The following is a 13,262-nucleotide window of genomic DNA, read 5'->3' on the forward strand; positions in this document are numbered from 1 at the left end:
ACAGCGGCCTTATGGCCGGAAACCGATGGAATTTGAGCGTGGAGTTAATGTGGGGGCAGGCCCGCAAAAAAACAAGCGCTGCGACAGGAAAAGCAAAGGGGCCCGAAGGCCCCTTGCTTGAATCGAGCCGCAGGGCGACTCAGACGTCGGGTGCAGCCTTGGCTTGCGGCTCGCTGTTCTCGTAGATCAACAGCGGCTGCGAGGAGCCATCGATGACGCTCTCGTCGATCACCACCTTGCTGACATCCTTCTGCGAAGGAATCTCGTACATGGTGTCGAGCAGGATGCCTTCGAGGATCGAACGCAGGCCACGAGCCCCGGTCTTGCGCTCCAGGGCCTTGCGAGCCACCGACTTGAGCGCATCGCTGCGGAACTCCAGATCCACGCCTTCCATTTCGAACAGCTTGGCGTACTGCTTGGTCAGGGCATTCTTCGGCTCGGTCAGAATCTGCATCAGCGCAGCTTCGTCCAGCTCGTCGAGCGTCGCCAGCACAGGCAGACGACCAACGAATTCCGGAATCAGGCCGAACTTGACCAGATCGTCAGGCTCGACTTCACGCAGCGACTCGCCAACCTTCTTGCCTTCCTGCTTGCTGCGTACTTCGGCACCAAAGCCGATGCCGCCGCGGGTGGAGCGTGCCTGAATGACCTTTTCGAGGCCCGAGAACGCACCGCCACAGATGAACAGGATGTTACGCGTATCGACCTGCAGGAACTCCTGCTGCGGGTGCTTGCGACCACCTTGCGGCGGAACCGAAGCGACCGTGCCCTCGATCAGCTTGAGCAGCGCCTGCTGCACGCCCTCGCCCGAGACGTCACGGGTGATGGACGGGTTGTCCGACTTGCGCGAAATCTTGTCGATTTCGTCGATGTAGACAATGCCCATCTGGGCTTTTTCCACGTCGTAGTCGCACTTCTGCAGCAGTTTCTGAATGATGTTCTCGACGTCTTCACCCACGTAACCGGCTTCGGTCAGGGTGGTGGCGTCGGCGATGGTGAACGGTACATTCAACAGACGCGCGAGGGTTTCGGCGAGCAGGGTCTTACCCGAGCCCGTCGGACCGATCAGCAGGATGTTACTCTTGCCGAGTTCGACATCGTCGTTCTTCTTGTCGCGTTGATTCAGGCGCTTGTAGTGGTTGTACACCGCTACCGCCAGTACCTTTTTCGCACGCTCCTGACCAATGACGTACTGGTCCAGGATGGTGCTGATTTCTTTCGGCGAAGGCAGTTTATGCGCGCTGCTTTCGGCCTGGGCTTCCTGCACCTCCTCACGGATGATGTCATTGCACAGGTCGACGCACTCGTCGCAGATAAATACCGAGGGGCCGGCAATCAACTTGCGCACTTCGTGCTGGCTTTTGCCGCAGAAGGAGCAATAGAGCAATTTGCCGTTGTCCTCGCCGTTACGGGTGTCAGTCATTCGATCGATCCAATCCGGTAGGCTTGCAACACAAGATGAAGGCAATTGCGGGCTTTTTCAAGTCCGCAAGTAGGCGCAATGCGCGCCCGCCTGCTCTGGCACCCGGATTCAGGAGGCCAGTTGCCGCTTGTCGTAGACCGAGTCGATCAGGCCGTATTCGGCTGCGCGCTCGGCGCTCATGAAATTGTCGCGCTCAGTGTCACGCTTGATGGTCTCCAGGTCTTGACCTGTGTGGTAGGCCAGCAACTCGTTCAGACGCGACTTGATGGAAAGGATTTCCTTGGCGTGGATCTCGATATCCGTCGCCTGCCCCTGGAAACCGCCCAGTGGCTGGTGAATCATCACCCGCGAGTTCGGCAGGCAATGACGCTTGCCTTTTGCACCCGCAGCCAACAGGAAAGCACCCATGCTGCAGGCTTGGCCGATGCAGATGGTCGAGACGTCCGGCTTGATGAACTGCATGGTGTCGTAGATCGACATACCGGCAGTCACCGAACCGCCCGGCGAGTTGATGTAGAGATGGATATCCTTGTCCGGGTTTTCCGCTTCAAGGAACAGCATCTGCGCCGCTACCAGGTTGGCCATGTAGTCCTCTACCGGGCCGACCAGGAAGATCACCCGCTCCTTCAGAAGGCGCGAGTAGATGTCATAGGCGCGTTCGCCACGAGCGGATTGCTCGATAACCATCGGGACCAGGCCGCCTGCGGCCTGGATGTCAGAGCTCTGCTGATAATAAGAATTGCGGGACATGTCCTGCACTCACTCCCAAATAGTCATGTCTTGAATACGCACAAGCCAGCTCGAAGGCTGGCTTGTGGTGTTTTCCTACGAAAGAAGGAAATCAGTCAGCGGCAGGTGCCTGGGCTGGCTTGACAGCTTCTTCGTAAGAGACCGATTTGTCGGTCACAGTCGCTTTCTGCAGAACAGTATCCACAACTTGTTCTTCCAGCACAACCGAACGGACTTCGTTCAGCTGCTGGTCGTTCTTGTAGTACCAAGCCACGACCTGCTCAGGCTCCTGGTAGGCCGAGGCCATTTCCTGGATCATTTCGCGAACGCGGGCGTCGTCAGGCTTGAGGTCGAATTGCTTGACCACTTCGGCGACGATCAGGCCCAGCACGACGCGGCGCTTGGCTTGCTCTTCGAACAGTTCAGCCGGCAGTTGCTCAGGCTTGATGTTGCCACCGAACTGCTGAACGGCTTGAACGCGCAGGCGGTTCACTTCGTTTTCCAGCAGGGCTTTCGGCACTTCGATCGGGTTGGCAGCCAGCAGGCCGTCCATTACCTGGTTCTTGACCTTGGTCTTGATCGCCTGACGCAGTTCACGCTCCATGTTCTTGCGAACTTCGGTGCGGAAACCTTCCAGGGTTGCTTCCTTGATGCCGAACTGGGCGAAGAACTCTTCGGTCAGCTCAGGCAGCTTTGGCTCGGCAACGCTGTTGACGGTAACGGTGAACTCGGCGGTTTTGCCAGCCAGGTCCAGGTTCTGGTAGTCCTCAGGGAAGGTCAGGTTCAGAACGCGCTCTTCACCCGCCTTGGCGCCAACCAGGCCTTCTTCGAAGCCCGGGATCATGCGGCCGGAACCCAGCACCAGCTGGGTGCCCTTGGCCGAACCACCGGCGAACACTTCACCGTCGACCTTGCCGACGAAATCGATGTTCAGCTGGTCTTCGTTCTGGGCAGCGCGGTCGGCGGCTTCGAAACGAACGTTCTGCTTGCGCAGCACTTCCAGCATGTTGTCCAGGTCGGCGTCAGCCACTTCGGCGCTCAGGCGCTCGACGGCGATCGAGTCGAAACCGGCAACGGTGAACTCAGGGAACACTTCGAAAATGGCGACGTATTCCAGGTCCTTGCCCTTTTCGAACGATTTTGGCTCGACGGCAGGGGCGCCAGCCGGGTTCAGCTTCTGCTCGACCACGGCTTCGTAGAAGGAAGCCTGTACCAGGTCGCCGAAGGCTTCCTGACGGGCGGCGTCTTCGTAGCGCTGACGGATCACGCTCATCGGCACTTTGCCAGGACGGAAGCCTGGGACCTTGGCACGACGGGCAGTCTGTTGCAGACGCTTGTTGACTTCGGTCTCGACGCGCTCGGCCGGAACGGCGATGGTCATGCGGCGCTCGAGAGCAGAAGTATTTTCAACAGAAACTTGCATGGATATTCCTCGTTGCACAGACGTTAGCCGGCGATACCCGACTCCAGAATCAAGGGCAAGCATTCTAGTGGCTCAAAGGCCAGAAGTCACCCCGTTCAAGACAACGGGAAAGCACGCCGGTCCATTTCATTCAAAGACCCCGGCAAAAATCCCGCCGAGGGCCGCTCAACACACGCAGGCCCTGGCCTGGACCCCACACGTGAACGCATGACGATCCAGCCCCGGGGCTGCAGAAAATATTGTCAAAACACTACAAAACCGAGTCGCCGCATTACGGCGCCTCCTCGATGATGTCATTGAACGCGCAATACTCTTCCCACTCCATCCCCAGCGCCTCGGCCGCTTCGCGGTGCACCTCAAGGCGCATGGCCGCAAGCTCCCCGGGGGACTCGGCGATCAACTGCAAGGTCAACTCCCAGGGTTCCAGCCCCTGCTCCTGCGCGGCATCCTCGAAGGCCCAGAGGACCTGCTGAGCCTGCTCGTGCTCGCTGAGCGCGGCGATCTCCTCGCGCATCTGCGGATGGGCCTGGAGATAGCGCTGCAGGGCAATGGCCTGACGTTCGGGTGAAATCATGGTGCTCTTCCTTCCTGTGACCGGACGCCGGATCACTGTTTAACCGGCTGAAATCTATCAGCTTTTGATTGATTGTCACCAGGCCGTAAAAAAATGTGAGGATAATCCCCTCCGGTTGTCGGAAATTTCCGAAACAAAGGGGCAAGGCAATTGTCTAGGCACCGCTAGCAGATTAAGCTAGCGATGCGCCACGCCGGTAATACGTTTCATTCCTATTTGCCGGTTCCGATGTAATAAACAGCGCTACATCAAGGAAGTACCTGTGCTGAATAAACTATTGCTCGCCAGTTGCCTGGCTCTGTGCAGCTCGACCGCATCTGCCACGTTGCTGCAGACCTCCTTCGACCCTGATGCACGCTATTCGATCATCAGCGTGTCCGGCGACATCTCCCAACGCACCGTCATCACCCAGCGTGTTGGCCTCAGTGGAACCAGCTACAGTGCTCGCCAGTTCGATTGCACTGCTCGAACCGTACGCTTCCTGGGCACGGGGACATCGCTGGACGACCTGAAAAGCGCCGTCGCCGACAAGGAGTCCACGCCAATCTTCAAGGGCTCGTTGGCCAGGGCCATCAGCCAGGCCGCTTGCGAAGAAAGCGTGACTCCTGACACTACCGCGGACATCCAAAGCGCTGCGTCCAGCCACAGCCAATTGGTGAACGAAGCGAACTAACAGCAATGATTATCATTTGATATATATTCTCGTTATACTGCGAGCCCGTTTGCTTTATGCCCGGTCTCGCCCCCGATGGACACCCGCCACTCTCCAGCCGCGCTCAACACCTGCCTGAGCACACTCTACAACGACCATCACCGCTGGCTGCACCGATGGCTGCGAAACCGCATCGGCTGCCCGGAACATGCCGCCGACATTGCCCAGGACACCTTCCTGAGCATTCTCAGCTCCAAGGACCTGTTCAGCATTCGCGAGCCGCGCTCGTTCCTGTCGACCGTGGCGCGGCGGCTGATGGCCAATGTCTATCGCCGGCGCCTGGTCGAACAGGCGTATCTGCAAGCGTTGGCCAGCCTGCCCGAAACAGTGGAACCCTCACCCGAAGTCCGCGTGCTGGCACTCGAAGCACTGGCCTTGCTCGACCGCATGCTCGACGCCTTGCCGGGCAAGGTCCGCGAAGCGTTCCTGCTGTCGCACCTGCAGGGTTTGAAGATCGCCGAAATCGCTGAGCGCCTGCAGGTCAGCAGCCGCTCGGTGAAGCTCTACCTGGTTCGAGCCAACCAACACTGCTTTTTTGCCGACCTGTCATGAGCCCCTCGCCATTCAATCCGCGCACCACCCGCGAAGCTGCACAATGGCTCACCGAAACCATGGACGGCCGGCTCAGCCCCGAGCAGCAGCAAGCGCTGGAACACTGGCGCGCCGCCCATCCGGATAACGAACGCGCCTGGCAGCACATCGAAGCGCTACGCCGCCGGATGGCCGGGCTGGAGCCGCAGGCCGGCTACAAGAGCCTGTCCCTCGGCAAGCGGAGCAGTCGCCGCCAAACGCTGAAAACCCTGGTGCTGCTCGGCCTGTTCGGCTGCGCCGGGCAACTGGCCTACCGCAACGTCTGGCGCCCTAGTCAGACTCTGACCTACAGCAACGGTGCCAGCGCGCCGCAGCACATTACCCTGGAGGACGGCAGCCAGCTGACCCTGGATGCTGACACCGAGGTAGCAGTGCAGTTCGATAGCCAGCAACGCCGCATCGAGTTACGCAGCGGGCGCGTGCTGATCAGCAGCGGCCACCCGCCGGACGCCGCCCAGCGGCCACTTGGCGTGGCAACGCCGCAGGGCCTGGTGCGGGCATTGGGGACACGCTTTTGCGTCGAACTGCAACCGGGCCTGACCCAGGTCGCGCTGTTCGAAGGGGTGATCGAGGTACGCACCGAGCAGTCGCCGGGCAGCACCCTGCGCCTGACACCGGGGCAACGCGCCCGCTTCACCCCGACGCGCATCGAGCCGGCTACCGCTAACCAGGCCGAGCCAGCCTGGAGCAAGGGCTTGCTGATGGCCGACAACATGCGCCTGGATGCCTTTGTCGAGCAGCTCAGCCGCTATCGGCCAGGCCTGCTGCGCTGCAGCGACGAGGTTGCCGCGCTACGTATCTCTGGCGTCTATCCGCTGGCCGATACCGATGCGGTGCTCGACGCCCTGCCCCATTCATTGCCACTGCAGGTGCAGCGACGTTCGCGCTACTGGGTGACCTTGAGCGCTCGTTAAGCACCTTCATGGCGCCAGCTCGATGCGCACCTGGTGCCGGCCCATCGGGCTGACATGCACCTGGGCGGCAAATACCCGGGCGATACGCTGCTCGCTGAGCACCTGGGCTGGCGCACCACTGGCACAGAGCCGGCCGCTCTCCAGCAACCACAGGCGATCGCAATAACGCGCCGCCAGGTTCAGGTCGTGTAGCACGCACACCACGGCAATCCGCGCGGAGCTGGCGAGCTTGCGCAAAACCCGCATCAGGTTCTGCTGCTGGCCGATGTCCAGGGCACTGGTGGGCTCGTCGAGCAACAGCAGGCAACCCTGGCCATCACGCCAGGCGTCAGTCGTGGGGCTGATTGCCAGCTGGTTCATGGCCCGGGCAATGGTCACCCGCTGCAGCTCGCCACCGGACAGGGACAACACCCCGCGCCCCAGCAGATGGCGGATATCCAGGGCGTCGACAATGCCCGCGCAGGGCTCACCGGGATGCTGCTGACCGAGGCGAATGAACTCATCGACCTGCCAATCAAAGGCACTGTCCATCTGCTGGGTTACCAGGGCCCGCCTGCGCGCCAGTTGTCCGGGCAGGTAAGCAGCCAGCTCACGACCCAGCAATTCGATGCGCCCGGAATCTGGCTGCAGGTAACCAGAAATCAGCGAAAGCAGCGTGCTTTTACCTGCGCCATTGGGACCGATCAGCCCGAGCAGCTCACCGGCCTTGATCTGCGCATTGATGGGTGCCAGGGCGAACGGCTGTTCCAGGCTGACATTGATCAGTTCAAGCATCTCAGAACTCCCGCACCTTGCGACCGAGTAACAACCAGAGAAAATACGGCCCGCCAATGATGCTGGTGACCAGGCCTACGGGGATTTCCGCCGGGCTGGTCAAGCTGCGCGCCAGGGTATCGGCCACCAGCAGCAGAATCGCGCCGCAGAGCATCGAAGCCGGAATCAGCAAACGATGGCCCGGGCCGAAATACAAACGCAGGCAGTGTGGCACCAGCAGGCCGATAAAACCGATGATGCCGCTCAAGGCCACACACAAGCCTACCCCCAGCGACGAAGCCAGGACCACGCGACTCTTCAACCGGTCGCCATCCAGCCCGGCAGCGTGGGCAGACACGTCCCCCAGTTGGAACAGGTCCAGGTCAGCGGCGCAACGCGCCAACACCCACAAGGTCAATGGCAGGACCAGGCAGGCCACGGCCAGGGTCGACCACTCGGCGCTGCTCAGGCTGCCCATCCCCCACAGGCTCAGTTGGCGCAGTTGTTCTTCGCTGGCGAGGTAGGTAAGGATGCCGCCCACAGCGCCCGTCAGGGTATTGATCACCAACCCCGCGAGCAGCAAGGTAATGGTCGACTCACGCCCCTTGTAACCACGACCGATACGGAAAATCACCAGAGTCACCAGCAAGGCGCCGATGAAACCGGCGAGAAACTGCCCATAGCGCTCCAACCCGGCAAAGCGGCCATTGAACAGCACCACCCAGATCGAAACCGCAAGCCCCGCGCCGCTGGCTTGGCCCAGCAGCGTCGGGTCGGCCAAGGGGTTGCGAAACAGGCCCTGCATGGCTGTGCCGCCAGCGGCCAGGGTCGACCCCACCAGCACCGCCAGCAGCAACCGAGGCAGGCGCACTTCACTCCACACCTGCCACTCCAGCGCGCTTGGCAGCTCACCGAGCAGAATCCGCGGCGACAAGCCGATACTGCCGACCAGCGAGCACATCGCCAGCATCGCGCACAACCCTGCCAGCATCAGCACCAGGGTCGGCAATGAGACATTCCCGGCGCCCTTCATGGGAACAGCGCTCCCGCATCCTGACGCAACTGCAACATGGCCTGCACCGTGCGCGGCCCGAGGTTGAGCAGCGCCTGGTCATCGACCAGCACCAGGCGCCGATGCTGTCCGGCGGGAGTGTGCGCCAGGCCGCCGAGCTTCCACAGGTTGTCTTCACCGCCCAATGCTGCCAGCCCGGCCTTGCTGACAATGACGAAGTCCGGTGCCAGCGCCACCATGGCTTCCGCTGCTACTTGCTTATAGGCATTGAAGCCAGCGCCGTTTTCGATACCGGCCTGCTCCAGCGCGGCCTGGGCTTCGGTACCACGCCCCATGATCAACGGCGTCATGCCGGCACGGTTGAAAATGAACACCGCCTTTGGCCCTTTCAATGCCGGCATCGTTGCCAGCGCCGCCGCTAGCTGGCGCTGCTCATCGAGCAACGGCTGAGCCTGTGCCTGGCGATTCATGGCCAGTGCAACCTGCTCGATCTTGCCCGGGATATCGCCAATACCCTTGCCTCGGGCGACACTTACGACCTCAAGCCCGAGACCGCCGAGTTGGCGCAGTACGCTAGTCGGGCGGGCGGCATCGCTGATCAGCAGCCGTTGCGGTTTGAGGGTCAGCACGCCTTCGGCCGAGAGTTGGCGCAAGTAGCCTACCGATGGCAGGCTGGCGATGGCTTCAGGATAACGACTGGAATCATCGCGGCCGACCAGGCGCGAGGTGCCGCCCAGGCGATCGACGATTTCCGCCAGGTCATTACCGATCACCAGGGTGTCGGCAGATTCGGCCTGTACGGTCATTGCCGTACACGCCGCCAGCAGGCCGAGAAGCAAGCACTTCATCGCGCCGCCTCCAGAGCATCCAGCCATTCACGCCAGGCCAACTGCTCAGGCTGCCCCGCCGGGCGACGGGCGAACACCTGGACGATCAGACGCTGCTCGGCGTCAAAAAACTCAAGGCTGGTGACGCCGCCGACCTGGTTAGGCTTATAGACGCGCCAGATTTGCGCATCCGGCGCATCGGCGATTCTAAAGCCGGTAGGCGCCGCCTGTTCACTGGCAGGCATATCAAACAGCAGCTCAGCGCCCGCCTCGCTCATGCCCGTCAACCGGCCCGTAAAGATCTGCACGCTACCGGCACTGTAGACGAACAGCATCAATTCCAGCGCACTGGCGGCCAATTGCCGGAACACCGCGACCGGGCTGGTTTGCGCCAGTTGCCGGGCGAACTGCGGCGCCACCAGGGCGTTACCCTCAAAGCGGGTCAGGCCGTGGCGCTTGAGCAAGGCAAAGTGCTCATGGACGTTGGCCATCGCCGCCCACTCTTCGACCAGGCCGGGCACCTGCGGATTGCGCTTGCTGAAGGAAGGTTGCACGCTGAAATCGGCCGGTTTCTCGACGCACCGTCCATACAGCGCTGCCCAGCCGGCCAGTGACGATTGCTCCGTCGAGGCCAGGCACAGCAGCAGTTTGCCGTGGCGATCAAAGACCCTAAGGCTGTAGACACCCACCTCAGGATCAAGCGAGATGCCGACCCAGTGCCAGGCGCGCAGGTTCAAGCGCAGATCCAGGCCGTCCTCGCCAATCACCAACCCCGCTTCGCTGATGTCGTCGGACTGCGGATAACGGCCCAGTTGCTCGATCGAGGCGTGGCTGGCCGGTGTGCGGGTGCGCACCGGGCCCAGGGTATGCAGTTGGGCGGCCACTTGCACGGCAGGCAGGTCCAGGCACTTGAACCCGCTATCAGTCAGTTGAGTCATGGATAAATTCCTTGTAGTGAAGGGTTCAATGGGCGGGCTGATCGCAGCCGCCCGCGTCGGCAACCAGGGCGGTACCGTCGGCATCCTCAGCTGGCAGCAGCCAGACATAGTCGGCATCCCGGGTCGTCAGGCTATGGCCCTGCTCGCTGATCACCAGCACTTTCAGCCCCGGATCACTCGCCCCTTGCGCCAGGTACTGCGGGGCGCCCAGGCTTTTCAGCGTGTGCAGGACGCCGGCGAACAACAGCCGGGGCGCTTCGGCGCTATCGAGCACCTGCGCCATGCGCTGGTCGCGGGCGTGCTGGATCGCAAGCAGGCCGTTCATGCGCACGGCATCGATCTGCCCGCAATGCATCTCTTTGATGTACTGGCGCTGGCGTGCGGCAATGCCGGGTGACGGGAACAGGCCGTCAGGGTCCTGTACCGCTGCCGCCATCAAGCGCTTGCGCTCAGCGGCCGGCAGGTTGCCGGCCAACAGCGTGGACGGCGCCGTCATCAGGGCCTCCATCAGGGGGCCGTACTGCTCCCAGCTCCAGCGCTCGTCCCAGTGGATGATCTGTTTCAGCCGCTGGCTGCGCACCTGGTTGCCCTGCCCCAGCCAGGCCTGGACTTCATTCACCGGGCGCTGCCGCTCACTGTCGAGCATTTCCAGCACCACCGCGCCCTGGGGCCGACGCTGCGCCAGGTGAGTGGCCAGCCATTGTTCGATCAGGTGATGGGCGAAGTTGTCGTGCACTTCGCCGACCATCACCGTCTGGGCCGGCGCCAGCTCATCGAGCAGTTGAGTGGGCGAGATCTGCTTGCCACTGCTCAGCTCGATGATCGCGCCCCATCCGGGAATGTGCGATTCGACCCGGGTGTAGGCACTGTCGGCCACCGGCGCATTGACGCTGGCGCAACCCGCAAGCAGTGCCAGCCCCATCCCTATAAAGGAAGACTTGAACATAAAGGGTCCTGTCAGTATTCGAGGGTGAAGCCGAACGAGGTCGTGCGGCCACGGCCGTTGCCTTGGTCCATCACCGCCGACATCAGGTAGTCCACCGAGGCGCTGTTGTTGTAGACCTTGTTGCCGACGTTCTCGACGTTGAAGAACAGGCTCAGGTTGTCCTGCACCCGGTAGCTGCCATACAGGTCCCAGATCACGCCGGTGGCGTTGGATTTTTTCGTCTCGTACCAGTCCCAACTGGTTTCCGACGGCCCGGCGTATTCACCACGGCCCCCCAGCACCAGGCGCTCATCGAACCAGCGGGTACCCAGGTCGAGGGTCCAGAAGCGGTCCGGCTGGCTGTTGATGTCCTCCAGCTCGATGCCGGAGGTGGTCGGCGATTTGGTCGTGGCCTTGGTCCACGACAGGTTGGCGTAGAAGAAGCCGGCGTCGTAGCGGCCTTCCAACTCGTAACCGCTCATGCGCACTTCTTCAGGCCAGTTGACCCAGTTCATCTTCGCCGACTCTTCGCCGTCGTCATCGAGGATGTCGAAGGACTGCGGCGTGATGTAGCCATCGATCTTGCTGATGAAGCGGTTGATCTTCAGTTGCCCGTAGTCGGCGTCGGTGAACAGCCCGCTGCGACTGAAATTGACCCCGAACTCGTAGTTGGTCGAACGCTCCTGGCGCAGGAACGGGTTGGCACCGACACCGTCGGCGTCGCTGGCATCGGCCTCCAGTGGCACTTTCTCGAAGAACATTTCCTGCACCCGCGGCGCCCGCGAAGTGCGCGACCAGCTGCTGTAGAGCTGCATCCAGTCGTAAGGCCTGACGGCGAAACCAACCCGTGGGTTGAAGCTGTGTTCGCGGCGGGTAATGTCTATGCCGCCACCGTCGATACCGCGGCACTGGCCAATGATCGAGCACTTGGGCACATGACCGCTGACCTTGTAGCCGTCGTAATGACCGGCCAGGGTCAGGGCATAGATGTCGTAGTTAAACTCCAGGGTGCTGAACAGGCTGTGGGTAGCCTGCTTGCCCTCGGGGTTGGCCCCGCGCTTCTCCGGGGTCTGGGCGACGAAATCATCGGTGTAGTAACGCGCGCCATTACTCCAGCTCGCCTCTACCGGCCCGAGGTTGAAACGGCTGACGTTGGTCAGGTCGAAACCGTGGGCATCGTCACGGGTCTTGCGACCGATGTAGTGGGAGTCTTCTACCGGCGGATACTCCAGCTCGGTCTTGTTCTGGTAGGCATTGACCGTCAGGTTCAGCCATTCGCTGTAGGGCGTATAGGCGTACTTGGCGCGATAGGTCTCGTTATCCAGCTGCCAGGGGTAGTTGTGATAGAACTCGTTGCGGTACTTCACCCCACTCAGGTCCAGGCGATGCATGTCGTTAGGCTGCAGGCGCAGCTTGAGCAAGCCGGAGCGCGGGCTCTGCTTGGTGGTGTCGTATTCGTTGGACTGGCCATTGGTGGTCTTGTACTCGCCGGTCTGGGTGCTGCTGACTGCCGCGACCAGGCCGTAAACGCCCTCGACATCTTCGGGGCGGGTACGGGCACCGGCGGCGAACATGCGGGTATTGCCGTAGCCATTGTTACCGGTGCGATAGGTCGTACGCAGACCTACGCGGTGGTCCGGCTTGACGATGTCATCAATATCGAAGGTACGAAAGTTCGCCGAGCCGCCCAGGGTGTTGGCCCCTTCGGCGCCATCCACCGAACCACGCTGTACATCCACCCCAGCCAGCAGGTTGGCGTCGACAAAAGCCATCGGCCCGCCCGAACCGTGGCCGGCGTTGTTACGGAAGGTTTGGGTGACGCCATCGATCATGGTATTGACCCGGCCCAACCCGGCCAGGCCGCGGATGTTCACCGACACCCCCGGCTGGCTGCGCGAATGCAGGGTATAGGTGCCCGGTATCGAGCGCACCACGCTGTTGAGGTCCTGGCGCTCGGCATGCACCTCGCGACTGCTCTGGATCGCCCCGGGCCGTTCAGCCAAAGCGCCGACCATGGTCGGCCCGACCTCCAGGGCACTATCGCTGCGCTCGTTCACGCGCAACACATAGGTGCGATCCTTCAGCCGCTCGACCCACAGGCCGGTGCCCATCAACAACAAGTCGAAGGCTTCCTTGAGCGTGTAATCGCCACTCAAGCCTTGGGTGCTGCGATTTTCGCCAAGCTGCGGATCAAAGGTGAGGGTCACCCCTGCAGCCCCAGCCAGTTGATTCAAGGCAGGTGCCAGCGGGCCTGGCGGAATGTCGTAAGGCTTGCGCAACGGCGCTTGCTGGGTCGCCGCCCTTTCAGTTGCATAGGCCAACGACCCGCCGCTACACCCGCCCACCAATGCCAGTGCGGTCAGCGCACTGCACGCAACTTTCCATGCACCGCTTTTGTTGTTGTGCTGCAGCCGCTGAACGGCGGGCGGCTGGGTGGTCTT

General features: G+C 61.8%; 13 protein-coding genes. 3 read left to right on the plus strand and 10 right to left on the minus strand.

Annotated elements, in window-relative coordinates; genetic code table 11:
* Positions 1–139: 139 nt before the first annotated feature.
* From clpX to UW3_RS0118675, 4 genes are all read right to left on the minus strand, one after another.
* Entirely contained in the window at positions 140–1,423 is a 1,284-nt protein-coding gene (clpX, locus tag UW3_RS0118660) for an ATP-dependent Clp protease ATP-binding subunit ClpX (protein ID WP_010224368.1), read from the minus strand.
* 108 nt (positions 1,424–1,531) lie between these two features.
* A complete protein-coding gene (gene clpP / locus UW3_RS0118665) occupies positions 1,532–2,173 on the minus strand; it encodes an ATP-dependent Clp endopeptidase proteolytic subunit ClpP (RefSeq protein ID WP_010224369.1) in 642 nt (213 codons plus the stop codon).
* 91 nt (positions 2,174–2,264) lie between these two features.
* Positions 2,265–3,575 carry a trigger factor gene (tig, locus tag UW3_RS0118670; protein ID WP_010224371.1) on the minus strand — a complete coding sequence of 437 codons (1,311 nt, stop codon included), beginning with the start codon at positions 3,573–3,575 and terminating at the stop codon, positions 2,265–2,267.
* A 271-nt stretch (positions 3,576–3,846) separates the two neighbouring features.
* A complete protein-coding gene (locus UW3_RS0118675; RefSeq protein WP_010224373.1) occupies positions 3,847–4,149 on the minus strand; it encodes a DUF6388 family protein in 303 nt (100 codons plus the stop codon).
* A gap of 262 nt (positions 4,150–4,411) precedes the next feature.
* On the opposite strand from UW3_RS0118675, the gene UW3_RS27285 reads away from it, so the two are divergent.
* From UW3_RS27285 to UW3_RS0118690, 3 genes are all read left to right on the plus strand, one after another.
* Positions 4,412–4,822 carry a hypothetical protein gene (locus UW3_RS27285; protein ID WP_010224375.1) on the plus strand — a complete coding sequence of 137 codons (411 nt, stop codon included), beginning with the start codon at positions 4,412–4,414 and terminating at the stop codon, positions 4,820–4,822.
* 75 nt (positions 4,823–4,897) lie between these two features.
* Positions 4,898–5,413 (plus strand): sigma-70 family RNA polymerase sigma factor, encoded by a 516-nt coding sequence (locus UW3_RS0118685; protein WP_010224376.1) that lies wholly within the window; start codon positions 4,898–4,900, stop codon positions 5,411–5,413.
* Positions 5,410–6,366, plus strand: coding sequence for a FecR domain-containing protein (locus UW3_RS0118690; protein WP_010224378.1), 957 nt, complete (start codon positions 5,410–5,412; stop codon positions 6,364–6,366). The genes UW3_RS0118685 and UW3_RS0118690 overlap by 4 nt, the downstream gene beginning before the upstream one ends.
* Positions 6,367–6,372: 6 nt before the next feature.
* Here UW3_RS0118690 and UW3_RS27290 read toward each other — a convergent pair whose 3' ends face one another.
* From UW3_RS27290 to UW3_RS27300, 6 genes are all read right to left on the minus strand, one after another.
* Positions 6,373–7,140, minus strand: a complete 768-nt coding sequence (locus UW3_RS27290; protein ID WP_010224381.1) for an ATP-binding cassette domain-containing protein — start codon at positions 7,138–7,140, stop codon at positions 6,373–6,375.
* 1 nt (position 7,141) lies between these two features.
* The gene (locus UW3_RS0118700; protein WP_010224383.1) at positions 7,142–8,152 is read right to left on the minus strand and encodes a FecCD family ABC transporter permease; all 1,011 of its coding nucleotides are present in this window, start codon (positions 8,150–8,152) and stop codon (positions 7,142–7,144) included.
* Entirely contained in the window at positions 8,149–8,979 is an 831-nt protein-coding gene (locus UW3_RS0118705) for a heme/hemin ABC transporter substrate-binding protein (protein WP_010224385.1), read from the minus strand. The genes UW3_RS0118700 and UW3_RS0118705 overlap by 4 nt, the downstream gene beginning before the upstream one ends.
* Positions 8,976–9,896 (minus strand): ChuX/HutX family heme-like substrate-binding protein, encoded by a 921-nt coding sequence (locus tag UW3_RS0118710; RefSeq protein ID WP_010224387.1) that lies wholly within the window; start codon positions 9,894–9,896, stop codon positions 8,976–8,978. The genes UW3_RS0118705 and UW3_RS0118710 overlap by 4 nt, the downstream gene beginning before the upstream one ends.
* 25 nt (positions 9,897–9,921) lie before the next feature.
* Positions 9,922–10,842 (minus strand): ChaN family lipoprotein, encoded by a 921-nt coding sequence (locus UW3_RS27295; protein ID WP_081492825.1) that lies wholly within the window; start codon positions 10,840–10,842, stop codon positions 9,922–9,924.
* A gap of 11 nt (positions 10,843–10,853) precedes the next feature.
* Positions 10,854–13,262: TonB-dependent receptor (locus UW3_RS27300; protein WP_010224604.1), on the minus strand; the 2,409-nt coding region annotated here is incomplete at its 5' end.

The sequence above is a fragment of the Pseudomonas donghuensis genome, from assembly GCF_000259195.1.
Classification (GTDB): Bacteria; Pseudomonadota; Gammaproteobacteria; order Pseudomonadales; family Pseudomonadaceae; genus Aquipseudomonas; species Aquipseudomonas donghuensis.

Excerpts from the sequence above, each read along its gene's own strand:
- UW3_RS0118710 (WP_010224387.1), bottom strand. The coding sequence starts at position 9,896 with ATGACTCAACTGACTGATAGCGGGTTCAAGTGCCTGGACCTGCCTGCC.
- UW3_RS0118705 (WP_010224385.1), bottom strand. The coding sequence starts at position 8,979 with ATGAAGTGCTTGCTTCTCGGCCTGCTGGCGGCGTGTACGGCAATGACC.
- UW3_RS27295 (WP_081492825.1), bottom strand. The coding sequence starts at position 10,842 with ATGTTCAAGTCTTCCTTTATAGGGATGGGGCTGGCACTGCTTGCGGGT.
- clpP (WP_010224369.1), bottom strand. The coding sequence starts at position 2,173 with ATGTCCCGCAATTCTTATTATCAGCAGAGCTCTGACATCCAGGCCGCA.
- UW3_RS27290 (WP_010224381.1), bottom strand. The coding sequence starts at position 7,140 with ATGCTTGAACTGATCAATGTCAGCCTGGAACAGCCGTTCGCCCTGGCA.
- UW3_RS0118690 (WP_010224378.1), top strand. The coding sequence starts at position 5,410 with ATGAGCCCCTCGCCATTCAATCCGCGCACCACCCGCGAAGCTGCACAA.
- UW3_RS0118675 (WP_010224373.1), bottom strand. The coding sequence starts at position 4,149 with ATGATTTCACCCGAACGTCAGGCCATTGCCCTGCAGCGCTATCTCCAG.
- UW3_RS0118700 (WP_010224383.1), bottom strand. The coding sequence starts at position 8,152 with ATGAAGGGCGCCGGGAATGTCTCATTGCCGACCCTGGTGCTGATGCTG.
- UW3_RS0118685 (WP_010224376.1), top strand. The coding sequence starts at position 4,898 with ATGGACACCCGCCACTCTCCAGCCGCGCTCAACACCTGCCTGAGCACA.
- tig (WP_010224371.1), bottom strand. The coding sequence starts at position 3,575 with ATGCAAGTTTCTGTTGAAAATACTTCTGCTCTCGAGCGCCGCATGACC.
- clpX (WP_010224368.1), bottom strand. The coding sequence starts at position 1,423 with ATGACTGACACCCGTAACGGCGAGGACAACGGCAAATTGCTCTATTGC.